The organism is Microbacterium sp. NPDC076911 (genome assembly GCF_040687125.1).
Classification (GTDB): domain Bacteria; phylum Actinomycetota; class Actinomycetes; order Actinomycetales; family Microbacteriaceae; genus Microbacterium.
In genome coordinates, this window is record NZ_JBFBMP010000003.1 from 309,207 (window position 1) to 333,491 (window position 24,285).

Annotated in this window: 25 protein-coding genes and 1 pseudogene; 11 read left to right on the forward strand and 15 right to left on the reverse strand. The window is 61.8% G+C overall.

The annotated features are described in order from the left end of the window. The first annotated feature begins 62 nt into the window (after nt 1-62). Both aspS and AB0O81_RS06250 read left to right on the forward strand, forming a co-directional pair. The gene (aspS, locus tag AB0O81_RS06245) at nt 63-1,406 is read left to right on the forward strand and encodes an aspartate--tRNA(Asn) ligase (RefSeq protein WP_363582326.1); all 1,344 of its coding nucleotides are present in this window, start codon (nt 63-65) and stop codon (nt 1,404-1,406) included. After that, nucleotides 1,405-2,172: pseudogene (locus tag AB0O81_RS06250) on the forward strand (ABC transporter ATP-binding protein); the annotation flags it as partial. The gene aspS and the pseudogene AB0O81_RS06250, both read left to right, overlap by 2 nt. Here the strand turns inward: AB0O81_RS06250 and AB0O81_RS06255 are convergent. The 5 genes from AB0O81_RS06255 to AB0O81_RS06275 form a co-directional block, all read right to left on the reverse strand. After that, the gene (locus tag AB0O81_RS06255; protein ID WP_363582328.1) at nt 2,169-2,417 is read right to left on the reverse strand and encodes a glutaredoxin family protein; all 249 of its coding nucleotides are present in this window, start codon (nt 2,415-2,417) and stop codon (nt 2,169-2,171) included. The pseudogene AB0O81_RS06250 and the gene AB0O81_RS06255 sit on opposite strands and share 4 nt — an antisense overlap. 5 nt (nt 2,418-2,422) lie before the next feature. Next, nucleotides 2,423-2,716, reverse strand: coding sequence for a rhodanese-like domain-containing protein (locus AB0O81_RS06260; protein ID WP_363582330.1), 294 nt, complete (start codon nt 2,714-2,716; stop codon nt 2,423-2,425). 89 nt (nt 2,717-2,805) lie between these two features. After that, complete coding sequence (locus AB0O81_RS06265) at nt 2,806-2,904, reverse strand: AURKAIP1/COX24 domain-containing protein (protein WP_003792170.1); 99 nt, start codon at nt 2,902-2,904, stop codon at nt 2,806-2,808. A gap of 81 nt (nt 2,905-2,985) precedes the next feature. Further along, entirely contained in the window at nt 2,986-3,177 is a 192-nt protein-coding gene (locus AB0O81_RS06270; RefSeq protein WP_363582332.1) for a helix-turn-helix domain-containing protein, read from the reverse strand. A gap of 96 nt (nt 3,178-3,273) precedes the next feature. Next, nucleotides 3,274-3,678 (reverse strand): metalloregulator ArsR/SmtB family transcription factor, encoded by a 405-nt coding sequence (locus tag AB0O81_RS06275; protein ID WP_363582334.1) that lies wholly within the window; start codon nt 3,676-3,678, stop codon nt 3,274-3,276. 104 nt (nt 3,679-3,782) lie between these two features. On the opposite strand from AB0O81_RS06275, the gene AB0O81_RS06280 reads away from it, so the two are divergent. Together AB0O81_RS06280 and AB0O81_RS06285 are read left to right on the forward strand one after the other, a co-directional pair. Next, nucleotides 3,783-5,186, forward strand: coding sequence for a potassium transporter TrkG (locus AB0O81_RS06280; protein ID WP_363582640.1), 1,404 nt, complete (start codon nt 3,783-3,785; stop codon nt 5,184-5,186). Continuing rightward, on the forward strand, nt 5,179-5,850 hold the full coding sequence (locus tag AB0O81_RS06285) for a TrkA family potassium uptake protein (protein WP_337337333.1): 672 nt from the start codon (nt 5,179-5,181) through the stop codon (nt 5,848-5,850). The genes AB0O81_RS06280 and AB0O81_RS06285 overlap by 8 nt, the downstream gene beginning before the upstream one ends. A gap of 10 nt (nt 5,851-5,860) precedes the next feature. Here AB0O81_RS06285 and proC read toward each other — a convergent pair whose 3' ends face one another. Then, the gene (gene proC / locus AB0O81_RS06290; protein WP_363582336.1) at nt 5,861-6,691 is read right to left on the reverse strand and encodes a pyrroline-5-carboxylate reductase; all 831 of its coding nucleotides are present in this window, start codon (nt 6,689-6,691) and stop codon (nt 5,861-5,863) included. Nucleotides 6,692-6,784: 93 nt separating this feature from the next. Here proC and AB0O81_RS06295 point away from each other — a divergent pair, with 93 nt between their 5' ends. Beyond that, entirely contained in the window at nt 6,785-7,750 is a 966-nt protein-coding gene (locus AB0O81_RS06295) for a cation diffusion facilitator family transporter (protein ID WP_363582338.1), read from the forward strand. 32 nt (nt 7,751-7,782) lie between these two features. Continuing rightward, the gene (locus AB0O81_RS06300; RefSeq protein ID WP_363582340.1) at nt 7,783-8,712 is read left to right on the forward strand and encodes an LLM class F420-dependent oxidoreductase; all 930 of its coding nucleotides are present in this window, start codon (nt 7,783-7,785) and stop codon (nt 8,710-8,712) included. Here the strand turns inward: AB0O81_RS06300 and AB0O81_RS06305 are convergent, their stop codons facing one another. Further along, nucleotides 8,713-9,144 (reverse strand): nucleoside deaminase, encoded by a 432-nt coding sequence (locus AB0O81_RS06305; RefSeq protein WP_363582642.1) that lies wholly within the window; start codon nt 9,142-9,144, stop codon nt 8,713-8,715. It abuts the gene before it with no gap. A 64-nt stretch (nt 9,145-9,208) separates the two neighbouring features. On the opposite strand from AB0O81_RS06305, the gene upp reads away from it, so the two are divergent. Beyond that, nucleotides 9,209-9,841 carry a uracil phosphoribosyltransferase gene (upp, locus tag AB0O81_RS06310; RefSeq protein ID WP_363582342.1) on the forward strand — a complete coding sequence of 211 codons (633 nt, stop codon included), beginning with the start codon at nt 9,209-9,211 and terminating at the stop codon, nt 9,839-9,841. 46 nt (nt 9,842-9,887) lie between these two features. Here the strand turns inward: upp and AB0O81_RS06315 are convergent, their stop codons facing one another. Beyond that, on the reverse strand, nt 9,888-10,208 hold the full coding sequence (locus AB0O81_RS06315; protein WP_363582344.1) for a DUF3467 domain-containing protein: 321 nt from the start codon (nt 10,206-10,208) through the stop codon (nt 9,888-9,890). 62 nt (nt 10,209-10,270) lie between these two features. Next, nucleotides 10,271-13,810: a TM0106 family RecB-like putative nuclease gene (locus AB0O81_RS06320; RefSeq protein ID WP_363582346.1), complete on the reverse strand. Its 3,540-nt coding sequence runs from the start codon at nt 13,808-13,810 to the stop codon at nt 10,271-10,273. A gap of 84 nt (nt 13,811-13,894) precedes the next feature. On the opposite strand from AB0O81_RS06320, the gene AB0O81_RS06325 reads away from it, so the two are divergent. Beyond that, nucleotides 13,895-15,955: an NAD(+) synthase gene (locus tag AB0O81_RS06325; protein WP_363582348.1), complete on the forward strand. Its 2,061-nt coding sequence runs from the start codon at nt 13,895-13,897 to the stop codon at nt 15,953-15,955. A gap of 4 nt (nt 15,956-15,959) precedes the next feature. On the opposite strand, the gene AB0O81_RS06330 is transcribed toward AB0O81_RS06325, so the two are convergent. Continuing rightward, the gene (locus tag AB0O81_RS06330; RefSeq protein WP_363582350.1) at nt 15,960-16,538 is read right to left on the reverse strand and encodes a hypothetical protein; all 579 of its coding nucleotides are present in this window, start codon (nt 16,536-16,538) and stop codon (nt 15,960-15,962) included. Nucleotides 16,539-16,668: 130 nt separating this feature from the next. Here AB0O81_RS06330 and AB0O81_RS06335 point away from each other — a divergent pair, with 130 nt between their 5' ends. Then, on the forward strand, nt 16,669-16,797 hold the full coding sequence (locus AB0O81_RS06335; RefSeq protein ID WP_363582352.1) for a hypothetical protein: 129 nt from the start codon (nt 16,669-16,671) through the stop codon (nt 16,795-16,797). A 9-nt stretch (nt 16,798-16,806) separates the two neighbouring features. Here AB0O81_RS06335 and AB0O81_RS06340 read toward each other — a convergent pair whose 3' ends face one another. The 5 genes from AB0O81_RS06340 to AB0O81_RS06360 all read right to left on the reverse strand — a co-directional run bounded on the left by AB0O81_RS06340 (nt 16,807) and on the right by AB0O81_RS06360 (nt 22,056). Next, nucleotides 16,807-16,989 carry a hypothetical protein gene (locus AB0O81_RS06340; protein ID WP_363582354.1) on the reverse strand — a complete coding sequence of 61 codons (183 nt, stop codon included), beginning with the start codon at nt 16,987-16,989 and terminating at the stop codon, nt 16,807-16,809. Nucleotides 16,990-17,041: 52 nt separating this feature from the next. Further along, nucleotides 17,042-20,056, reverse strand: coding sequence for an AAA family ATPase (locus tag AB0O81_RS06345; protein WP_363582355.1), 3,015 nt, complete (start codon nt 20,054-20,056; stop codon nt 17,042-17,044). After that, entirely contained in the window at nt 20,053-21,207 is a 1,155-nt protein-coding gene (locus AB0O81_RS06350) for an exonuclease SbcCD subunit D (RefSeq protein WP_363582357.1), read from the reverse strand. Before AB0O81_RS06350 ends, AB0O81_RS06345 begins: the two co-directional genes overlap by 4 nt. 170 nt (nt 21,208-21,377) lie before the next feature. Continuing rightward, nucleotides 21,378-21,674 carry a hypothetical protein gene (locus AB0O81_RS06355; RefSeq protein ID WP_363582359.1) on the reverse strand — a complete coding sequence of 99 codons (297 nt, stop codon included), beginning with the start codon at nt 21,672-21,674 and terminating at the stop codon, nt 21,378-21,380. Between the two features lie 82 nt (nt 21,675-21,756). Then, on the reverse strand, nt 21,757-22,056 hold the full coding sequence (locus AB0O81_RS06360; protein WP_363582361.1) for a GNAT family N-acetyltransferase: 300 nt from the start codon (nt 22,054-22,056) through the stop codon (nt 21,757-21,759). 462 nt (nt 22,057-22,518) lie between these two features. On the opposite strand from AB0O81_RS06360, the gene AB0O81_RS06365 reads away from it, so the two are divergent. Further along, on the forward strand, nt 22,519-23,241 hold the full coding sequence (locus tag AB0O81_RS06365; RefSeq protein WP_363582363.1) for a winged helix-turn-helix domain-containing protein: 723 nt from the start codon (nt 22,519-22,521) through the stop codon (nt 23,239-23,241). A gap of 72 nt (nt 23,242-23,313) precedes the next feature. Beyond that, the gene (locus AB0O81_RS06370; protein ID WP_363582365.1) at nt 23,314-24,285 is read left to right on the forward strand and encodes a DNA-3-methyladenine glycosylase 2 family protein; all 972 of its coding nucleotides are present in this window, start codon (nt 23,314-23,316) and stop codon (nt 24,283-24,285) included.

Sequence of the window (24,285 nt, forward strand, 5' to 3'; positions counted from 1 at the left end):
GACGCATTGCGCGAGGACGATCCTGACAAGCGCTCGGATGCGTCACAGGTAGACTGCCCTGCGTGAATGAACGCGTCCTCGTAAAGCACCTGCAGGACCTCGCCGACGGTCCCGTTTCCGTCTCCGGTTGGGTCGAAACCGTCCGAGACCAAAAGAAGGTGCAGTTCGTCATCCTTCGTGACGAGTCGGGTGCCGTTCAACTGGTCAACCCGGCAACCCGAGAGGTCGGCGAAGACGCCACACCAGAGGCGACCGCTGCTCTTGAGCTGACCGAAACGATTTCGGCTCTTGCCACGGGCACCTTCTTGACCGTGACCGGTCAACTCAAGAAAGACGAGCGTGTGAAGCTGGGAGGGCTCGAAGTCAAGCTCTCGGGCCTTGAGATCGCCGCGGCAGCTCTCCCGGAGACGCCCATCGCTGCCGATAGCGCTCAGGACAAGCGAATGGACTGGCGCTTCCTTGACCTGCGCCAGGCCCGCAACAACCTCATCTTTCGAGTGCAGACGACCCTTGAGCACGCGATGCGCACCTACTGGATCGAACGTGACTACATTGAGATCCACTCGCCCAAGCTGATGGCCTCAGCAAGCGAGTCAAACGCGGAATTGTTCGCCCTCGAGTATTTCGGTGAGCAGACCGCGTACCTGGCCCAGTCACCCCAGTTCTTCAAGCAAATGGCTCAGTCTGCCGGCTTCGGCAAGATCTTCGAGATCGGCGATGTGTTCCGTGCGGACCCCTCGTTCACGAGCCGCCACGCGACGGAATACACCTCGATTGACGCCGAGATCAGCTGGATCGACTCGCACGAAGATGTAGCGACAATGCAGGAAGAGCTGCTCGCGTTCGCCTTCAAAACCGTCGCTGACAAGCACGGTGCCGAGATCAAAGAACTGTTCGACATCGACGTCGTCGTGCCGACCGTTCCGTTCCCGCGCATCCCGCTCGCCGAGGCAGTCGAGATCGTGAAGGCCCGCGGCTACGACATCCCGCGCACCGACGGTGACCTTGACCCCGAGGGCGAACGCCAGATTTCGGCCCACGTGCAAGAGACCTATGGGCACGAGTTCGTGTTCATCACGGACTACCACCCCGAGATCCGCGCGTTTTACCACATGCGCAATGACGAAACCGGCCTCACCAAGAGCTACGACCTGCTCTTCAAAGGTGTCGAGATCACGACGGGCGCGCAGCGCGAGCATCGCGTCGAGGTTCTTGAAGCGCAGGCGCGCGAAAAGGGTCTCGACCCCGAGCACCTCGACTTCTACCTGGATTTCTTCCGCTATGGCGTTCCCCCGCACGGTGGATTCGGAATGGGCCTTGCCCGAGTGCTCATGCTGATGTTTGGGGAGTCCTCGATCCGCGAAGTCACGTACCTCTTCCGCGGTCCCACCCGCCTGGCCCCGTAGGAACACCGCTTTCGGGCTGCGCCGCCGCAGAGTCTCTCGAGCAGATTCAGGCCGTCGCGCCAGCGCTGCGCTCGATCTGGTCGGGCTTGAGCATCTTGCGCAGCGCTATCCGCATCAGCTGTCAGGCGGACAGCAGCAGCGGGTCGCGCTCGCTCGCGCGCTCGTTACGGAACCGCGCGTGCTGCTGCTCGATGAACCGCTTTCTGCACTCGATGCAAAAGTCCGCGTGCAATTGCGCGACGAGATTCGTCGCATTCAGCTGCGGCTCGGCATCACGACGGTATTTGTCACGCACGATCAAGAAGAGGCACTCGCGGTTTCCGACCGCATCGCGGTGATGAACGCTGGTCGGATTGAACAAATCGGAACGCCCGAAGACCTTTATCTGCGGCCCGCAACGGCGAGCGTTGCCTCGTTCGTCGGAGTCTCTAGCTTGGCACCGGGCGTCGTGAGCGGTGACAGCGTCACGGTGTGGGGCTTCGTGTTGCCACTTCAGACGGCCACAGCCGAAGGCCCGGTCGAGGTGTTCCTTCGACCAGAGGATCTCAGACTGGTGGATTCCACCGCGCCAGGCACAGATGCCGTCGTTCAGGAGAGCACGTTCCTGGGCAGCTTTCGACGAACGCTCGTCCGCACGGCAGACGGCACACTGGTTCGCGTGCAACACGCAGCGACGGCACGCGTCGACTACGGCGATCGTGTTCGCATCGCCCTGTCGTCGCACCCTGTGTCGGTTCGTCCGCTCAGAGAAAACAGCGCGGACTAGGCCGACGCGAGAGCGGCCCGCAACCGATCAGGCGAAACGCGCCAATGCGCGTGAAACTCTCCATCGACCAAAACGACGGGAATCTTCTCCCACCACTGCGCATAGAGTGCTGGATCGCTCTCGATCGAGAGTTCGTCGAGCTCTACTGCGTTTTCAGGGAACTCGTCGGCGACCTGCTCAATCACGTCGCGCGCCACGTCACACAGGTGACATCCTGGCTTGCCGATGAGTGTGACGGTCTTCACCGCGCTCAATTCTCGATTGGGTACCCGGCGGCTATCCACTCGCCGGTACCGCCGTCAACGTTCGTTGCTTCGTAGCCGCGGGTATCAAGAGCCTCAACCACTCGACCTGAACGGCCACCCATCTGGCAAATCACGTCAAACGGGCCGTCAGGCAGTTCACCGAGCCTGCCGCCGATGCTTGACATTGGAATGTTCACCGCTCCGGGCACATGGCCCCGTGCAAACTCGTCTGCTTCACGCACATCGATGAGTGGAGTATTCGCTCGCTCGCGCAGCTGGTGCACGCTGATGCTCTGCATGGGGCTGTCCTCTCACCGGCGAAGCCGACGGTTGGCGGGGTCAACACGAAGCGCCCGTCCGAGGACAGGCGCTTGGTGTCTAGCCGCTGCTACTTCTTGTTGCGGCGCTGGTGGCGGGTCTTACGAAGCAACTTACGGTGCTTCTTCTTCGCCATGCGCTTGCGGCGCTTCTTAATAACTGAACCCACGGAAAACCTCACAATGTCGGGGTCTGGGCGCAGCTCGTGCGCGCCCGGGAACGGCAATATGCAAAAATGCCTCTCGTCAGTCTAGCCGACGTCTGCGATAGGTCGTTGCAATGCTTCGGTTACAGCAGATTCCGGCACGCGATAACTGCGCCCGAAACGCACCGCCGGCAATTCCCCCGCGTGCACCAGGCGGTAGACGGTCATCTTTGACACGCGCATGATCGCGGCAACTTCAGCGACCGTCAGAAATCTGACGTCAGGCAACTCAGCCATAGCGATCCCTTTCCCCAGAGTCTCTTTTCACACTCTAGAGCGGGATCAGTGCGCGTGTAAACCCGAGTGGCGCTTGAGGCAGGTGTGAAAACGGCGTCAGCGGCCGGGAAGCTTCTTGAGTGCACTTTCAAGAGCGTGCTTGGCGGATGCTGCCGCGCGGCCCACCACCTCGGCTGCGTGTGCCGCGGAATCCGTCAGTGTGGATTCAGCGACGAGATCGTCTTCGCCGCTGCCGAGGAACGGCACCAGCCAGTCATCAATCTGGTCAAGCGGCGCGGCTGACAGGCTGTAGTAACGGTGCTGGCCCTCTTCGCGCACCGACACCAACTGAGACTCACGCAACACCTTCAAATGTTTGGAAACAGTGGGTTGGCTGACTCCGAGTTCGTGAACGATATGCGAGACGCTAGTCCCACGTTCACCCTCGTTGACGCGATCGAGAAGTAACCTCAGGATGTCGCGGCGCGTACCGTCCGCAATCACGTCGAAGATGTCCGGCATGACTTCAGAGTAGTCGGGCTACGCGACGAGTACCATGACTGAGGTCCACGAAGGAAAAGAGGCGACGCATGGCGACTGGCCCCGCAGCGTCATTCGCGCGCCGAATGCGGGCCGCCGCGAAAGCGACCGGCGACACCTTGCGCTCTGCGACAACCTCGTCGCCCGCACGGTTTGCGGTCGTGGTCTTTCTGTTCCTCATCATGCTGTTTACCGCGCTGCTGTCGCTTCCGATGGCGGCAGCACCTGGCTATCGCGTTCGTTTCGCCGATGCGGTATTCACCGCGGTATCAACCATCTGCGTGACGGGCCTCACCACCGTCGACATCGCCACCACGTTCTCAGGGTTTGGCAAAGCCGTGATATTTGTCGGCGTCAATATTGGCGGCATGGGCGTGTTGACCCTTGCGTCCATTCTGGGCCTGGTGATTTCCAAGCGTTTGGGACTGCGCGCGAAACTCATGGCAGCGGGCGACTCGAACCCCCTGCGTGCACACGGTGGGCCCGTGAACGAGGGCCAGACAGTTCGGCTAGGTGAAGTCGGTCAGCTTCTTCGCACCGTCGCTCTCTCAACCTTGCTGATCGAGGGGCTCGTAGCGATTGCCCTCTATCCGACACTGGTTATGGCCGAAATCAACCCGCTGGACGCACTGTGGGAAGCACCGTTCTATGCGGCGATGGCGTTCACAAACACCGGCTTCACACCGAACCCAGGCGGCCTTACCGCTTTCGCCGATGACTACGTTCTGATGACCATTCTGATGACTGCCGTATTCCTCGGCAGCATCGGCTTTCCGGTTATCTACGCGCTGTGGAAGAACCACTGGCATGTACGTCGGTGGCCGTTGCACACCAAGCTCACCATCATCACCACGATGCTGCTGTTCTTCGCAGGCGCTATCGCCTTCCTGAGCCTCGAGTTCAACAACCCGGCAACTTTCGGCGCGATGGATGCGTGGGATACCACGTTCCAAGCCTTCTTCTTGTCTGCTATGACCCGCTCTGGCGGATTCTCGGTGGTCGACGTCGGTGAACTCTACGGCTCTTCGCTCGTTGTGGGGTCGATGCTGATGTTCGTGGGCGGCGGATCAGCATCCACTGCCGGTGGAATCAAGGTGACCACCCTCGCCGTGCTTGCCCTGGCGGTGTGGTCAGAGGCAAAGGGCCGCACCTCGGTGGAAGCATTCGGACGCCGCATTCCCAGCGATGTGCAGCGCGTCGCACTGTCTGTTGTCGCGTGGGGAGCGACTTTGGTGGCGCTTTCGACAATCGTGATCGCACAGATGAGCAAAGCACCCATTGCCGACGTGCTGTTCGACGTGATCTCTGGCTTTGCCACGGTGGGACTGTCGACAGGCCTCACCGCTGACCTTGACGACCCGGCGATCTACGTCATGGCGGCAACCATCTTCATGGGTCGCATTGGTACAGTGACACTCGCCGCGGCTGTGGCAGCAACATCTCGATCGCAGCTTTACTCGCTGCCTGTGGAAAGGCCGATTGTTGGTTGAGCGCATTCGGAGCGATGCTCCCGTCCTAGTGATCGGCCTCGGTCGTTTCGGTGCCGCGTGTGCGGGCGAACTTGACCGACTCGAGCGCGAAGTGCTCGCCATCGACGAGAACCTCGATCTTGTACAGAAGTGGTCTGAGCGCGTTACGCACACCGTACAAACCGATGCTCGCAACATCGACGCATTGAAGCAGATTGGCGCTCAGGACTTTCAAGTGGCCGTGGTCGCGGTGGGTTCGTCTATCGAAGCATCCGTGCTGATCACCGCCAGCCTCGTCGATCTCAAAGTGCCGCAGATCTGGGCGAAGGCTGTGTCACAGTCTCACGGCAAGATCCTGGCCCGTGTTGGTGCCAATCACGTAATCTATCCCGAACGAGAAGCAGGCGAACGAGTCGCGCACCTCGTCAGCGGCCGCATGCTCGATTTCATCCGCTTCGACGACGACTTTGTTCTCGCCAAGATGTACCCGCCGAAGTTCATTCGTGGGGTGGGCCTGAACGAGTCTGGCGTCCGCACAAAATACAGCGTTACCGTCGTCGGCGTGAAGAGCCCCGGTCGCCCGTTCCGCTACGCCGAAGCAGACACGATCGTCACCAACCACGACCTCATCATCGTTTCGGGCACCAACTCCGACATCGAGCGCTTCGCCGCGCTCGACCGATAGAGCCTCGCCGCTACGAGCCCGCAGCGAGCTCTTTTGCCCGAGCCAGGGCGGCATCGGTGGCGCGCGCAAAAACATGGTCAAGGTTCGCATCTTGCAAGACCGCAACCGCACGTTCTGTCGTGCCCTTGGGGCTGGTGACTCGGCGGCGAAGCTCGGCCGGATCGTCGTCTGAGGCCTCAAGCAGTGCGGTCGCACCGATGAAGGTCTGTTCCACCATGCGCCGTGCCTCATCGGTGGTGAAGCCCTTGGCTACGGCTGCTTTGGTGAGCTCCTCGATGAGCAGAAAGACGTACGCGGGGCCTGAACCTGAAATGGTTGAGAGTGCGTCGATCTTCGTTTCGGACACTTCGATTACCTCGCCACACGTTTCGAACAACGCCCGCACAAGCGATATCTGCTCGGGGGTTGCCGAGTGCCCGGCAGCGATGCCCGTCACGGCCTTGCCGACGAAGGCGGGAGTGTTCGGCATTGAGCGCACGACAGACACGTCGTCGCCAAGAATGCTCTCAAACGTTGCGACGGTTACCCCAGCCGCCAAGCTCACGACAATAGTGCCGGGCTTCAGGCTCGGGGCGATTTCGCGCAACAGGTCGGGCACCATGGCGGGTTTTACGCCGACCAACACGATGTCTGCCGACGCAGCTGCGTCGGCGTTTCCCGTGGGCTGAGACTCCAAAGCGATGCTGCTGACTCCGTCAAGCTCCGCGAGTTCACTGGCTTTGGCTGATGTTCTATTGGTCACGGTGATGCCCGCCGCGGCAAGCTCAGACCCCACCAGACCACGCAGAATTGCGCCACCCATTGAGCCGGCGCCGAGGATCGCGATTTGTAGAGAAGCCATCTTGCAATCCTAGAAGCCACTCACCTTCGAGGATGCGTCAGGATCGGGCGTTTCCCCTGGCAGTCACAGCCCTCGCATCCGTAGACTCAAGCCATGAGTGCATCTGGTGGCGGCAAGGCGATTCTTGCGGCGTTCCTCGCGAACCTGGGGATCGCCATCGCAAAGTTCGTGGCGTACTTTGTGTCGGGCTCGGCCTCGATGCTGGCCGAGGCGATCCACTCGGTCGCAGACTCCGGAAATCAGTTATTGCTCATGTTCGGGGGCAGACAGGCTCGGCGACAAGCAGACGCAGAGCACCCGTTCGGCTACGGCCGCGAACGCTACGTCTATGCGTTCGTCGTCTCGATCATCCTGTTCTCTGTGGGTGGCGTCTTTTCCATCTACGAGGGTGTTGAGAAGATCACCGATCCACATGAGCTCACCAACGCGTGGCTTCCCATCACAGTGCTGCTCATCGCAATGGTGCTCGAGTCGTTCTCGCTGCGCACAGCGGTGAAAGAGAGCAACCGGGTTCGCACCGAGGGTCAGTCCTGGATCGCGTTCGTGCGTCGCGCGAAGGCGCCTGAATTGCCCGTCGTACTGCTCGAAGACGTCGCAGCGCTGACCGGATTGTTTTTCGCTCTGCTGGGCGTGGGACTTACTGTCATCACCGACAACCCGCTTTTCGATGCGATCGGCACGCTGATGATCGGCACGCTCCTCGTGCTGGTGGCAATCTTGCTCGGCATCGAGACCAAGAGCCTGCTCGTGGGGGAAGGGGCAACTGTTGCCGACCGCGACCGCATCGTGGCAGCCGTCCTCGACGGACCCGAGGTCTACAAGATCATCCATATCAAGACGCTCTATCTGGGTCCTGACGAGTTGCTCGTGGCTGCAAAACTTGCCTTTGCCGCAGACAAGTCGCTCGGCGACGTCGCCTATGAAATCAATACGATCGAAGAGCGCGTGCGCGAGGCCGTGCCCACAGCGCGCGTTATCTACTTCGAACCCGACATCTACCGCCCAAGCCTTGACCCGGCACCACCCACCGAAGAGTTCTTCATCCGCTCGGTTGATTGACCTCGGTGGACCGAACAGGAGAAATACCAACGATGGAATATTGCCTCTTCACGGAACCTCAGCAGGGTGCCACGTACGACGACCAGCTCGCATTTGCACAGGCAGGTGAACGAACAGGATTCACTGGCTTCTTTCGTTCCGACCACTACCTGCGCATGGGAGAGGGCGATCCCTTCCCCGGTCCGACGGATGCGTGGACAACGCTCGCGGGTATTGCTCGCGAGACCTCGACGATCCGCATCGGCACACTGGTTTCGTCTGTTACATATCGCGTGCCAGGCATTCTCGCGATACAGGTCGCTCAGATCGATGCGATGTCAGGGGGGCGAGCAGAACTGGGGCTAGGCACCGGCTGGTTTGAGCAGGAACACCTCGCGTACGGCATCCCGTTTCCATCCAAGCGGTTTGATCTTCTCGAAGAGCAACTTGAACTCATCAATGGCCTGTGGGCGACCCCGGCAGATGAAAAGTACAGTTTCGACGGAGCCAACTACCAGCTGAAAGACGCCCCTGCCCTGCCACGAACAGTGCAAGAACGAATCCCCGTCATCGTGGGTGGCAGCGGCCCCCGGCGCACCCCAAACCTCGCGGCGCGGTTTGCCACCGAGTTCAACATGGGCTTTCAAACCGAGAGCGTTATCGCCGAGAAGTTCGAGAACGTACGAAAAGCCTGCCAAGGTGTGGGGCGTGACCCCGAGAGCCTGAAACTCTCTGTCGCGCTTCCTACGCTAGCTGCGGCGTCTGAAGCGGAGCTCGAGCGTCGGGCCACAAACATCGGCACCACGCTGGCAGAGTTCCGCGGTGAGACAAACATCACCGGTGGCGCCGAGCAGATCATCGAGAAGGTGGGCAGACTTGTCGACCTCGGTGCACAACGGATCTACTTTCAGCTGCTCGACATGCGCGACATCGAACAGGTCGAGTTTCTCGGCGCTGAGGTACTTCCCCACCTGCCGCGCTAGTCAGCGTTTGGCGTCGAAGAAATCGCGCAACAACGAAACAGCGAGGTCTTCGCCAACTCCGCCAACCACCTCAGCGCGATGCGGCAGCCTGCGGTCACGCACCACGTCATACACAGAGCCGGCTGCCCCCGCCTTTTCATCCCACGCGCCGAACACCACTCTGCTCACTCTTGACTGCAGCAGCGCACCCGCACACATGAGACAGGGCTCCAAGGTCACGACAAGGGTGCAGCCGTCGAGATTCCACGAATCGATGGATGCAGCCGCCTGTCGCATCGCCAAAATCTCCGCGTGCGCCGTCGGGTCATTCGTCAGTTCGCGTAGGTTGCGGCCCTCGCCGATCACCGCGCCGGCAGCATCCACCACCACTGCCCCGACGGGAACATCACCAGCTGCGCCCGCGACGGCTGCCAAATCAAGGGCTCGAGTCATTGCAGCGACGTCGGTCGGGTCAAAGTTCACACATCGAGACTACGACCCCGACTAACCTGGGCATATGCGCCTGCACGTCGCGGAACACCCGCTCATCACCCACAAGCTCACTGTGCTCCGCGACGAGAGCACTCCGTCGCCAGTATTTCGCCAACTCACGGAAGAACTCGTCACGCTTCTCGCGTACGAAGCGACTCGGAACGTTCGCGTTGAGCCACACGAGATCCAAACCCCAGTCACGACCACAGTCGGTGTGAAAATCAGCGAGCCTCGCCCGCTTGTCGTTCCCATTCTGCGCGCTGGACTCGGCATGCTCGAAGGCATGGTGAAGCTCATCCCGACCGCCGAGGTCGGGTTCTTGGGCATGGTGCGCAACGAGGAGACCTTGGAGCCGTCCACCTATGCGGAGCGACTCCCAGACGACCTCAGCGACCGACAGTGCTTCGTGCTCGACCCGATGCTCGCGACTGGTGGGTCACTCGGCGCCGCGATTGAGTTCTTGTTCGAACGCGGCGCACAGGATGTCACCGCGATCTGCCTTCTCGGAGCGCCCGAGGGCGTGGCAGCCATTGAAAAGCAGGTTGCTGGGCGAGACGTCACTCTCGTTCTTGGAGCGATGGACGAACGCCTCAATGAAAAGGGCTACATCGTGCCAGGGCTGGGCGACGCCGGAGATCGCCTCTACGGCACAGTCTGACCTACAGCAAAGTCTGATCGGTTGGCTCGGTCATCGGCGCCCGCTCTCAGTCACCGATGATGGGATCGGTCGACGAACGTCGACCGGTCTCGCGTTCCCAGAACTCCAGTTGTTGCGTGAGAGCCTTCGCGAGCTCGAACACCTGCTCGGGAGGAATCCGTATTCGACTGACAACCCGGGCGGGCACTGTTGTGCGTCGTTTTCCGGTGTCGGGGTCAACCTCTTCGCGCGGTGGGTGCGAGAGGCTGAGAAAGTCCATCACGAAGACGTTGGGCGTGTGCCAGACGTTTGCGAAGTCGGCGTACGACCCCGCGATCTGCTCGGGAGGCAGGTCGATGTCAAATTTTCGTGATGGGTCGTCGGTCATGGTTGTCTCCTCACCGGCACGCGATCGTGGTTGGGTCAGTCGAGCGCGAGTCTACGCGCGCTTCATCCCCGGCCTATCAGTCGGGCGAAGCCGCTGAGACGCGCCATGCCTTCGGGCGTATACGGCAGGTCGTCGAGCAGCGCCGGAGAATGCACGATGTACGCGGTGTGCTCGGCTCGGGAAATCGCGACGTTCAGGCGATTGCGCAGCAAGAGAAATTCGAGACCACGCGGCGCATCTCGCCCGGCTGATGCAGCCAGCGAAAGGATTGCGACGGCTGCTTCTTGGCCTTGGAACTTGTCGACGGTGCCCACGCGAACAGCAGCATGTCCAGCGGCTGTGAGCGCTTCTTCGACGGTCACCTGTTGAGCGTTGTAGGGAGTGACGACGATGATGTCAGCGGCGTCAAGCGGTCTGGGCTGCTCAACGTTGATCTCTCCATCGGCGCCGACGGTCACGTCAGTCCACTCTCGCCCAATCAGGTCAGTCACAAGTCGTACAACTACCTCAGCCTCTTCGATCGAAGCAGTGGCGTTCCCGCGGTGCCGGATGGGCACGGGAATGACGCCCGACGATACACCCGCAATCGAACGATGCGCGGTCGATGGGTGAGCGTTCAACTCGCCGCGGTATGACAGCCTCGACACTGGTTGGGCGACGTCGGGGTGCATGCGCCAGGTGCGCCCGAGAAAGTAGCCGTAATCGGCCGGGATGACGTCTGATCCGTCCATCACCCATCCGAGCGCTGACGTGTCGACTGGCTCGGGATGAGTCCCCTGACTCACCTGCGGCAGTTGCTGTGGGTCGCCGAGCAATAGCAACCGCGATGACGCCAAAGACACGGCGATTGTCGACGCGAGCGAGAACTGACCCGCCTCATCGATGACAAGCAGGTCGAGGCTGCCTCGTGGCACTCGAGCTTCGTGGGCAAAATCCCACGCGGTGCCGCCGATCACATAGCCGCTCGCCTCGTGCTCTGCAGCAAATTGAGCGATGCCGGTTTTCTTGAGCACCGTAAATGGGTGACCGGGTGCGAACGGATCCTTCGGTGCCTTACCCACGAGCGAAGGGTCAAGGCCCGCAGACACCACGCGACCGAGCATGTTTTCAACGACTGCGTGAGATTGTGCCACAACGCCGACCTTGAAACCATGCTCCGCGACGAGGCGCGCAATCACGTGCGAACCAACGTACGTTTTGCCGGTTCCCGGAGGGCCCTGCACCGCAAGATAGCTGCGATCAAGGTCGATGATGGCATGGGTGATGGCGTCGACATCGTCACCGTGTGTCGGTGGAAGCTTGGCGGACAGCGTGCGTGGTCGCCGTCGGGCGATCAGATCAGTCGCCGCACCCGCGGGGAGGTCGGCGGCAGAGTCGATCAGTGTGTCAGCCCAGGCGTCAATCGCCAACTGTTGATTCGCCGCGCGCGGCGGCGGTGCAGGGGTCAGCGCAATCGGCAAGTCATCCCACATCTCACCGCTGATCGCGGTCTCTTCAACAATGGCGCCGTCGTCGAGCGATTCGATGATCGTGATTGCGTGATCCGCATGGATGAACCGTGGTGATGCAGCGAATGGAAATGGAGCCGGAAGCTCGTACAGCGCAAACGGCTTCGAGCCTTCGCCCAGCCGCGTGCCGGGCGCCAACTCACCACGCAATTCGATGATGCGGCGATCCACTCGGTGTCCTTCGGCACGATGCCAATCTTCGAGCACACGCGAGCGCGCGGAATCCACCACGACGACATCGCGAGACTCTTGCCACATTGAGACGGGTTCACGAAGACGCAAGAAATGCATCGCCCAGAAGCTCTTGGCTTCGCGCGGGTAATAGTCGATCGCAGCCGCGGCCATGCGCAGTGATTGCGCTTGAGGTGACGTGGGATCGTGTTCGGAGGCAAAACCATTGAGCAGCACCGACCGAGCCGACGGCTCGTAGACAGTCTCCGATGGGTCTTGGTTTGCGGCAGGGCGAAGATTGACTTCACGGGCGCGGTCGACCAACCAATTGCGCAAGCGACGGGTCGACACACAGTCATATCGGTTGTAGTCGGCGAGATCATCGAATACGGCACGAGCTTCATCGTGTGCGCCGTCCGCGGCGAGCGCACGCGCTTCGACGTAACGGACGATCGAATCGTCGCCCTTTTGCACATCGCTTGTGCGCACATCTGCGCCCATGTACAGCGGCTCGAGCTTCTTTATCGAGTACGACCGCGAGCCCACTCGCAGCGCCCGCCGAACCACGGGGTAAAGATCGACGAAGATGCCGTCAGCAAGCAGACGATCCACGTCGGCTTCACGAGTGCCGTACCGCGCCGCCATAGCCAACAGGTGCGTTGGCTCGTAAGGAGCGTAGTGATAAATGTGCATGTCAGGATGCTCACGCCGCCGCATCGCGACGATGTCGAGGAAGCTCTCTAGCGCATGCTTTTCTTCGTCGAACGAGTGAGCCCAAAGCGCGGTGTATTGGTCGAGGTTGTCAACCCAACCGAACAGGTAGTCAATGCCCCACAGCGTCGGATCAGTGTCGCTTGCCTTCGGCTCGGAGTACAGCGGGTCGCCTTCGAAGTCGAAGAAGAGATCTCCCACGCTGGGCCTCGGCAACGCAGCAAGCGCAGTCGGAGCTACAACCTCGAAGTTGGGAACCGGCGGCCCATCCAACTGTTCATGCGGTTCTGCCGATTGCTCGACCACGCCGCCCGCAGGGCTAGCCAGCTGAAGCCGCGCCTGGGTACGAAGCATCGAGAAAGCATCGACACTCATGCCCTTCGGCGCGCGAGTGGCCGCCGCGAGCTCATCGACCGTCGTGACACCGTCGTCTCGCAGTCGTGCGCGCTGCACGGGACGCATTCCTGCAACCAACAGCAGATCACGCGCCGCGACGACTTCGATATCGCACGTCGCGCAACGACCACAGGCGAACACATCCAATTCACCGCGAGCGTCTCCCCAGGCAATTGGGTCACCCGCTGCACCTGATTCGAGCCCGCGATCGGCGATCAGCGCAAAGAGCCGCTCACGCCGAAGAGCGAATACCGGCATGAGATCGTCAACCTCGTGTTCGCTGACGCTCCCGTCTCCGAGGAGGAGCTGCACTCGATCAGAGCGGGGTACAGCAAGCCGATCAAGCTGATCGACGTACGCGGCCAGCTGCATGAGCGCGGTCGCGCGCGCGCGTCGTGCGAGCTTGGTGTCTTGCACCAGCCATCTGCCGGTTTCATCGCGCACTAAGAAGTCAGCGAAGCCGACGAATTCTTCGGTGGCAAAGGCCGCTTGAAAGATCACGGCAGCCTCAGAGGCGAGGGCCGCGTTCGTTTTAGCAACAGCATCGGCTAGCCCGTCGGCGTTTGAGGATCGCACTTCGGGAATCACCGCTACTCGGTCACCGAACTGGGCGATGTACTGGTCGAGCACACGATGTTCGTGCACCGTACCCAATCGGCCAGCGCGCTCAAGCGTGAGGTCTTCAGGTTCATCGACAGCCGCCGTCCTCCCCAGCCGCACGTCGATGCCTCGCACCCAGGCGAACTCGCACTCCGCCGCCGCCTTCAGGTCACTGGCACTCCAGATAATCCGATTGTCTTGCTCGATGTAGCGCATGCATCCCCTTCTTTCACGACACTAGCCTCGAGCCCCGACATAGTCAGGCGTGCCCTCGCCCGGCGCACCTGACAGACTGGAGGAGTGAGCATCAGCCTCCCCTTCGAAAGCGCATACCGGCACGGCTTCGCCCGCGTGGCCGCGTGCACCATTCCGGTCGCTATTGCCGATCCTGCTTCCAACGCGAAAGCCGTTGTCGAATCAGCTCGGGAATGCGATGCCGAGTCTGTCGCAATCGCGGTGTTTCCCGAATTGTGCCTCACCGGCTATGCCATCGATGATCTGGTCATGCAAGACGCAGTTCTCGACGCGGTCGCCGTGGCCATCAGCACGATTGTGGCGGCATCCACAGATCTTTTCTCGGTCTTGGTGGTGGGTGCACCATTGCGTCACCGCAATCGTCTCTACAACTGCGCTGTGGTCATCCACCGCGGAGAGATACTCGGGGTCGCACCCAAGGCGTTTTTGCCCACCTACCGTGAGTTCTATGAGCGTAGGTGGTACGCGCCTGGCGAAGAGTGGTCTGGAGAGACTATTCGGATTGGCGAAAACGAAGCTGTCTTCGGCACCAACCTGCTCTTCGACGTTCGAGATGTCGAGGGGCTGACGTTCCACGCTGAAGTCTGCGAAGACATGTGGGTGCCGATCCCGCCGTCGTCAAAGGCGGCACTGGCCGGCGCGACAGTACTGCTGAACCTCAGCGGTAGCCCCATCACAATTGCGCGCGCCGACGACCGTAGAACACTTGCACAATCCCAGTCGTTGCGTTGCCTCGCGGCTTATGCCTATGCGGCGGCGGGCGCAGGCGAATCCACGAACGATGTGTCGTGGGACGGGCAGACGATGATCTACGAGGGCGGGACGTTACTCGCGCACACCGAGCGTTTCCCTGATGGGCCGCGCCGGTCGGTGGCCGATGTCGACCTCGACCGATTGCGTCAGGATCGGCTGCGCCAAGGCACTTTTGATGACAACCGGGTGACGAACGACAGTCCGTTCCTCACCGTCGAGACCTACCTTCGGCCACCAGCGACCGACGTCGGCTTGAAACGACCGCTGGACCGGTTTCCGTTCGTGCCTGACGACGCGGCGCGCCTGGCGCAGGATTGCTACGAAGCGTTCAACATCCAAGTCTCGGGGCTCGTGCAGCGACTAGAGGCGATCGGCCGCCCGCGTCCCGTCATCGGCCTCAGCGGAGGCCTTGATTCCACCCATGCACTGCTCGTGGTGGCAAGGGCGATGGATCGCATGGGGCAACAGCGCAGCGACATCCTCGCCTACACGATGCCTGGCTTTGCCACCAGCGACCACACAAGGTCGAACGCCATTGCACTGGCTGAGACCGTCGGCGCGTCGATCGAGACCATCGATATCCGGCCAGCAGCCACCGAACTTCTCAAGGGAATCAAACATCCGTTCGCGGGCGGTGAGCCCCGCTACGACGTCACATTCGAGAACGTGCAGGCCGGAGCGCGCACTGACTTCCTCTTCCGACTCGCGAACCAAAACGGCGGCATCGTGATCGGAACCTCTGACCTCTCCGAATTGGCACTCGGATGGTGCACCTACGGCGTCGGCGACCAGATGAGTCACTATGCCGTCAACTCAGGGGTTCCCAAGACGCTCATCCAGCACCTCATCCGGTGGGTGATCGCCGAAGGGGAGGGTGTCAACGAAGCCGAAGCGGCAGTATTGCAATCCGTGCTCGACACCGAGATCTCACCGGAACTCGTGCCAGCGGCTCAAGACGGGAAGCTTCAGTCGACCGAAGACCGCATCGGGCCGTACGCGTTGCATGACTTCGCACTTGCGCAGGTGTTGCGCTACGGTTTCCGCCCGTCAAAGATCGCATTCCTCGCAGCGCACGCCTGGGCAGACAAGGATGAAGGAGCTTGGCCGCCTGGTTTCCCCGCCGAAGATCGCTACGCATACGATCTGCCGACAGTCACGAAATGGCTGACCGTGTTTTTGAAACGCTACTTTGGGTTCGCTCAGTTCAAGCGCTCAGCTATCCCCAACGGCCCAAAAGTGTCGGCATACGGTTCACTGTCCCCGCGCGGTGACTGGCGAGCGCCGTCTGACGGCAACGCGAAAGTCTGGCTCGCCGAGCTGGCAGCAGCACTGCCTGATCTCGCCGACGAATAGAGGACTACTCCGTTGGCATCAAGTACGCGAGCGTGATGATCCAGCTATCGCGAGAGAGATCGGCGAGTGTGTAGTACACCCGACGATCAGGGACCCAACCCTTAGTCAGTGGCGAGTCGAGCCGCACCAGCTCGCCGGCGACGCGTGACCCGCGACCGTCGGCGTCTCTCACCGCTTGCACTCGGGTCCAGTGCTCAACGAGCTTAGGAATATTGTCTTCGTCGAATAGATGCGAATGCCGTTGCATCTGGTGAATAGTGGCGTCGTCGGGGTGCGCGTCACGCAAATCGATGCCGACGACAATCGACGGGTCGTAGACCGCGACAAGGGTGGCCGCACGATAGCTGGCGTTGCGAATCGAGAGCGGAACCGGCTCACCGTTGACCTCGGCGCCGAGCTGGGTGTGGAATCCGAACTTTCCCGGCAGTTCGCGCTCTACCCGCACTTTGCGCTCCTCAACGCCAAGCTTGGGGGCGATGATTTCGCGTGCCAAGGCCCGCTTGCGGTCGTGTTCGCTCATCTTTGGGTCCCAGCCAAGCCGCGCGATGATGCCCGCAGGAGTGTCAAGAAGCACAGACTGCATATTCCACCTCGTTCCGCGGCGGGCGCCGCACACTCATCCTGTCTCAGCACAGCCGCAGACGAAAGCGCGCCACGCAGGGTCGCCGCACAACAGGATCAGCCCCTTCGCCTGTCGGGATACGCTCGTAGGCGTGAGCAGCCCTGACAAAGAATCGAAGAAGCCGTCCTCCGCACGCATTATCCTCTGGATCGTCGCGGGTAGCGTCGGGCTTTACATGGTTGGTTCAGGCGTCATTGGCCTGATTTCAAACGGCGGCTGACAGCCTGCGCTATGACGAAGTGCTGTTAGCGAAGAAGTAGCGCAGCGCAAGAAAGACCAGCAGTGCGACTACTGCCACAACGAGAAGCTTGAAGACGACGCCGATAAGCGCGAACAGTGCGTTCACCAGCACCCAGGCGATGACAATCGCCACAATCACGCCAACAATGGTCCAGATGCTGTTCTTGGTCACTCCTACAGCGTAATCGCGGCCGCCTTCGCTTTGGCCGCTTCAGCTCGGGATGTCAGCCCGAGATCGCAGCTGTTTGCCGGATGATGCTCGGTCCAGCTGCAGACGCTTCAACGTCAAGGTGCGAGGTGATGCGCTCCTTCATCGCGGCGACATGGCTGATGATTCCGACGGTACGTCCGCCTTGGTGCAACTCATCGAGTGTTGCCATCGCAAGCTCAAGCGTTTCGGCATCAAGTGAGCCAAAGCCCTCGTCGATAAACAGAGTGTCAAGCTTCACTCCGCCAGCGCGTGCTGTCACGACCTCAGCAAGACCCAGCGCGAGCGCCAAGGATGCGAGAAAGGTTTCGCCTCCGGACAGAGACTGCGGCGACCGTGCCTTTGCGGTGTGAGCGTCGATGATCTCGAGTCCCAGGCCAGACGCCTTGTTTCGCGCTGCGAGAGCATCGGTGTGCCGCAGCCGGTATCGCCCACCCGACATTTCTTCCAGTCGACGCGCTGCGGCGATGACGATTTCTTCGAGCTCAGCCGCAAGCACGAAAGTTTCGAGGTCCATCTTCTTCACATTGCGCCCTGCAACCGCGTCAGCGATCCCTGCGAGCACCTGATGCTCAGCTGAGGCGACGGACGTTGCAGCGTGCGCTTCCACGGCGCGCGCATGCACGTCGCTCAGTCGACGGGCTGTCGCAACCGCCTCGGTCGCGAGCTCGGCGTGACTGTCTCGGTCTGCTTGCGCAGCGGCCAGCGCCGACTCCGTTTCGTTCGTGTCGGCGAGCATCTCTGGCGCGCCTGCCAGCTCTACTTCAAGCACACGCAGCGTCTCACGCTGACCGGCGAGCTCGGCTTCGAAAGCACGAATTCGATCATCAATCTCTGCACGAACCTCAGCTCCAAGCAACGCGGCCGAGGCCTCGGCTGCATCGGCGAAGCCCGAGTCCGTGATGCGCTGCTCAAGATCGGTCGCGGCGACCACGAGCGCACGATCAGCGACGACCACTTCAGCCCGCGCCGCCACGCAGTCACGCGCGCGATCGCGTCGCTGTCGTGCGTCTTCAATTCTTTCGTTGATCGACGAGAAGTGTCCCCGCGCTGAACGCACTGCCGCGTCGGTCGACTCAATCTGGGCGGCGAGGTGCGCGCGCTTCTCACGCGCAGCAGAGATGCGCTGGGCCGCTGCGCCGCTCGATGCCCGACTTCGCTCTGCTTCGGCGCGCAAAGCCGATAACTCATCAGCGCGCATCTGCCGCTCGCGCGATGCGGTTTCGGCGGCACGCACCATGGCTTCAGCCTCTGTCAGCAGAGCTGTCAACTGCTCGCAGCTTTCACTGCCTGCGCGTGCGATTGCATCGGTGAGGTCCGCACGCGCTCTACGTGCTGCCTCTGAAGCGAGCCGTGCCGCGGCCGCTGCTGCCTCAGCGGCTTCTTGCGCCGCGGCAACGTCATCTTCGCTGATGCGCTGCTCGAGAGGCGCCGCGGGCTTGGGGTGTTCAATCGATCCACAGACTGCACAAGGTTCACCCGCGCTCAGGTTCGACGCAATCTCGCCAGCCGCTCCCTCAAGGCGGCGACGCAACAGTGAGCTCACAGCGGCTACGGCATCGGAATGTTCTCGTGCCGCAATCGCTTCTTGAGCGTCAGCCTCGCGCGAGATCGCCCGAAGCCGCTCAGCGTCGTCGGCAGCAGCAGAGCGGAGGCGCAACGATGCGACCCGTTCCTCAGCCGCTTCACGCCGCGCGGCTTCTGCCTCAAGCGGAGGCAGGACAATCTCGACTTCAGGTATGCGCGCAGCCACCTCTGCCAGCCGTTGCGCGACGGCTGCGAGTGCTCGTTCGTCGCTAGCGAGGGCTTCATCGAGCGTAGCCAGCTCGGCAACGTGCGCGAGCATCTCATCTTCTGTGGACGCAGCCGCCTGCCAGATTGCAAGCTGCCCGGTGATTGTCTCAATCAGCTCCGTGAACTGATCATCGGTGAGGTCGGTGTGGCCGGGCAACGCGCGCCACCGGCTTGCCGCCTCCATTTCAGCACGTCGCAGCTTTTCCAACACCTTCTGTGCGCTTGCGACGGTCTCGAGCGAGGCTCGCAAACCCTCGGCCTCGATGGCTCGCTTTAGCCGAAGTCGCTCTCCCGCGATGGAGGCGCTCCGCGCTTCTAAAGCGGCCAGCGCTTCTCGTGCGACCGCGCGTTTCTCTTGCTGATCACGCAAGTGCTTTCGCGCGCTATGCGCCGCTTCGGCGCCCTGATATGCCTCGTTCGCTACGGCGCGAGCGAAATCCGCCTGTTCAACGGCATATCGCGCGCGCTGAACTGCTCTCTCAATCGCAGTGAGGCGAGCTGCCGTTTGCGGCGCGACGCCGCTGGCTATCGCCGACTCATCCTGCGCATCGCCGCTCAGTCGATGCTCGGCGATGAGTCGCTCGGCATCGTTCAGAAGAAACTCGACATGGTTGCCGTGTTTGTCGAGCCGGCGTTGCGACTCGCGCCGACGGGTATCGAGCGTGAGCTCGTACGCACCGTACGTGCGGGTTCCGAAGAGGTTGCGAAGAAGAGCCTGTCGTTCATCATTTCCGGCGAGAAGAAACTCGGCAAACCTGTTCTGGGCGAGAAGAATGACCTGAAGAAACTGGGATCCGGTGAGACCCACGATCTCTTCCGATATCAGCGTGCCCGCCTCTTTGGCGTTCGTCGTCAATGCTCGCCAGACCCCGCCGTCTTTCACAGAGACCTCGACGCGTGCCTTCTCGCTGGTGACGCCCTCCCCCCGAGCCTTGGGTCGCTCGTACTCCGGTGATCGCACGACTCGATACAGCTCGCGCTTCGCTGAGAACTCCAGCAAGACCTCAGTGGGCTCAGCTGGCGCGCTGAAGTCGCTGCGCAATCGCCGCCCGGCACCGTCATACCTGGGCACCATCCCGTAAAGAGCGAAACACACGCCGTCGAGAATGCTCGACTTGCCCGCGCCCGTGCGTCCCGAGATCAGAAAAATGCCGCCGTCATCGAAAGCGTCGAAGTCAACGACTTGGCGCTGACGGAATGGTCCGAAGCCCTCAAGCTCTAGCCGGTGCAGTTTCATCCAGACACTTCGGCCAGCGACCGCTCCGCGACCAGCTCTCGGATGATGTGGGACTCTGCCTCGCTGGCACCGACCCCGTTTCTGACGTGAGTGAGAAACGCTTCGAAGAGCTCGGCGTCGTTTCTCACAGCACGAACACGAGCACCGAACGAGTCGGCGTGGTCTTCGTGCACGACCGAGGGCGCGTGGACCACCTTGGCGCAGTGCGGAAAGCGTGCCTGCAACCGGCGCATTGGGTCTGCCTGCGGTGCGGTGTCAGTGTAGCGAGCGAAAACCCAAGCAGATGTGGCCTCAGGAAACAGATCAGGATCAAGCAGATCTTCGAGCGGTGCCGTGAGAGTTACCAAAGCACGCGGCACCGGCAGCTCGAAAGGTGAAACCGTCGAGAGTCCGTCGGCATCCAGTTCCACCAGCCACCCGCCGCGCGGCTTGTCGCCTTCGCCGAAGTTGTAGTGAAGTGGCGCGCCTGCGTATCGGACGTGGTCGCTGAGTCGCTGGCGCCCGTGAATGTGACCTAGCGCGGCGTAATCGACGCCGGAAAAAACCTCGATTGGCACCACGTCGAGCCCACCTTGTTGGATATCGCGTTCCAACTGCGGCGTCGGGTCAACGCCTGCCGCGAAGCAGTGAGCAATCGCCACCGAGCGGCCGGAGCGTGTCTGCATATCTTCTCGCACTCGTTCCATGGCATGAGTGAGAGTGTCGCGTTGCGACCGCAACGGCAGATCGTTCCAGATGTGGCGCACGAGAGAGGGCTCCAGGAAGGGGATTCCGTAGAAGTTCACCGGCCCGAACTCGTCGTCGAGGGTGACGGGAATCCCTACCGAACGCGGGTCAGTGACGATGAAGATGCCGTCGCGCAAGAGTTTCGATTGAAAACCAAGCCGCGCCGCTGAGTCGTGGTTTCCGCTCGTTACGATCACCTGCGCATCAGCGTCACGCAGCGCAACCAGTGTGTCGGTGAGCAACGTGTAGCAGTCTGCGGCGGGCATGGCCGAGTCGAACACGTCACCCGCGACGATCACCACATCGACGTTGTTTTCACGTACTTGATCGACGAGCGCCGCGAGCACACTACGGAGCGCATCGAGCGTGGAGCTGCCATGAAAGGTGCGCCCGATGTGCCAGTCAGAGGTGTGCAAGATCCGCATAACTCAACCGTAGGCAGAGCCTCCGACATCGCCGCCAGGGCGCTCCGAAAGCGCGGGATTGACCGACGGAAGATGACCTGCGCGGGTTGGAAGATGCCGACGCAAAAGGTGTTTCCCGACGCGCGCAGCTACCTATCAGCCCCGCCCAATGCGTGGTACATCAACTGGAACTAGTGAGAAATGTTTGCTGCGTACCGCGCGACCTCTTCGGGTGACACTTGCACGCCCGCCTGCTCGAAGCGTTGACCAAGCACTTCGGCGATGCGATCAGCCGATTCGCTGGCGAAATCAGCACGAGTTTGCGCGACGATTCCAGCCACCTTTTCATCGCGTGAGGCGTTGTTCTGATCCATAGCCGGCAGAGTCTGTTCCTTGCCCGCACCCAGACCGTTCTCCGCACGCTGCGCTGATGCGGCGTCTAGACTTTGCCGACCTTCATCTTGCCCGTGGTGATCTTTGTTGCTCACTGCGCCCCCTTATTCGTGTTCAACCCACTTTCGTCGCTCGACGTGGGCGCGGCGAACGGCTTGACAGCACGAGCTGTGCGGCCTAAGAGCGAGTGCGGCCCTGCAGAACGTCGCTCCGCCCGGGGTGCGCAGCAAACCAGTCTGCGACGTACCAACACACCGGGCTGACCTTTCGCTCACCAGCGCTCTCTATTTCGGCGACCGCTCGGTCGACGATTTCTCCCGCATAGCCGTGACCTCGGAAAGTTGGCACAGTGTATGCGCGAGTCAAGGCAACGATTTTCCCGTCATCGCGATAGTCCAGCGCGCTGACAAGGTCGTCACCGCGGTGAAGGGTGTAGCGGGAAGAGTCCGGTTCGTGAGCAAATCGCAGGTCAACCATGTCGTCAGGCTACGCCCGATCAGAGCGTGTGGCCTTGATGAGCCCGCGCGCCATGGATCCGCCACCAGGCCGGTAGCGTCGTAACAATCTCATTCGGTGCTCACCGACGTGGTAGGGATTTGACGTATGGCGACGCACTGCGTCATAATCAGCCACATGACTGACAACGCACGCGTACTGTCCGCCTGGGAGGCGAACGGGGCTGCCGGCATGATGATGGCCGGCCGCGGTGCTACTTGTTGTCGAATGTGCCACTAGCACGGTGAACCTGCTGGACTCTGACGACGCTGTTAATCGCGTCATGCCTCTGAGTCCCCGAAGTGCCGAAGTCGCGCGTCGATCACGTGCGGCCGGATGCTTCGCTTCCCGCCCCATGCTGGGCACCGCCCCACAGGGCAACAAGACTCGAACCCTTCATCTGTCGGCCTCGGCCAGGGTTCCTCTCCCGCTAGGAACATCATCATGTCAACCACTGCACTCCTCGAACGACCGACCACGACTCGTCACCTTCGCGCCGTGACAGCGCCTGCCCCGCAACTCGCGCCCGAGCCTGCAGCGTCGCAGCGGGCGGTTCCCACCGGAACTGCTCCCCGCGGCTTTGCCCTTTACGTCGGCCTGGATGAAGCTAAAGCAGCTGCAGCCGGCGTCAGCCTCGGCACGATCGTCGACGCGATTCGACGCACCATCGGTGAACTTGCTCCCGAAGCTGAGACCTACGCCACCGTCGCTCTCGCCCCAGTCGGGGCCGGCGGCCGGGATGTCGATGTGGTGCGCCTCGCGCTGCACGAGCCCTCAGCAGTCGCTCGCACCAAGCCCGAGGACCCCATCGACGATGAACCCGTCGACGGCGGCGTTGTCGTCGACATCTCACGCAAGCGTGTTCTCATCGATGGCGAATCGGCCGCCTTCACGTTTAAAGAGTTCGAGCTGTTGCAATACCTCGTGCTGCGAGAGGGCCGCACAATCGAGCGGACCGAACTGGTGAACTCGCTCTGGCAGGGTGCCACAGAAGACGAGGCCCCGGGCGAGCGCACGATCGATGTGCATGTGCGCCGCCTGCGCGCCAAACTCGGCCGCTACGAAGACATCGTGCGCACGGTGCGCGGAGTCGGGTACCGCTTCGATCGTCACGCCGATGTCATTATTCGCTACGGGCACGGCACGCCGTCACCTGACCGCTTCTGATCGCCTACCGCCTATCTGGGAGGCCTTGCGAGCAGGTTTCCACGTGTCAGAAGGGCGGCGTAGGGTGTGGGCATGAGCCTGGAAGCACCCGCGGCGCATCGCGTCTCTACGCGCGAAGCGTGGCCCGAGCGTCCGGTGCAGACGGAGTATCGGCCGCGGGGCCCACTCGATCTGAGGCGCACAGTGCTCGCTCAGCGCCACGGCGCGGGTGATCCCACGTTCTTTGTGACGCCGAATGTGATCTGGCACGCGTCGCGCAGCCCCGAGGGCATCGCCACACTCGCGCTTCGGGAGACGTCGCGCGGTGTGATTCGGGCCGCCGCATGGGGTCCGGGCGCTGCGTGGGCGCTCTCGCAGATGCCCGCACTGTGCGGGCGCGACGACTACGCGCCAGATTTTGACGCGGCGTTGCATCCGCTCATCGCTGCAGCACACCACGACAACCCGGGTCTACGAATTGGTCGTACTGATCTCGTATTCGACGCGCTTGCGAGCGCGATCATCGAGCAGAAAGTCACGGGAAAGCAGGCCTTTGGTGCCTGGCGACACCTGGTTCGGGCTTTCGGCACTCGCGCGCCCGGACCGACGCCTGTGCCGCTTTACGCTGCCCCCTCAATCGAACAGTGGCGCTATATACCTTCATGGGCATGGCACCAGGCAGGGCTCGAACCGCCCCAATCGAAGACCATCGTTCGAGCCGCGCGACGCGGCCAAGCGCTCGAGCAGAGCGTTCTCGATGCCGTCGATGGGGAGGCCGTCGACCGTGTGCTAGTCAGCCAGCCCGGTGTCGGCGCGTGGACGTCTGCTGAAACGCGAATTCGCGCACTCGGAGATGCCGATGCGGTCAGCGTCGGTGATTTTCACCTTTCCCATCAAGTGGGTTTCGCGCTCACGGGAATGCGGGTAGATGACGACGGGATGCTACGACTTCTCGCGCCCTGGTCCGGTCAGCGACAACGGGTGATCCGGCTCATCGGTGCGAGCGGAATGGTCGAACCCCGCAGGGGTGCGCGACTTCATCCCGAAGACCATCGAGCGCGCTGA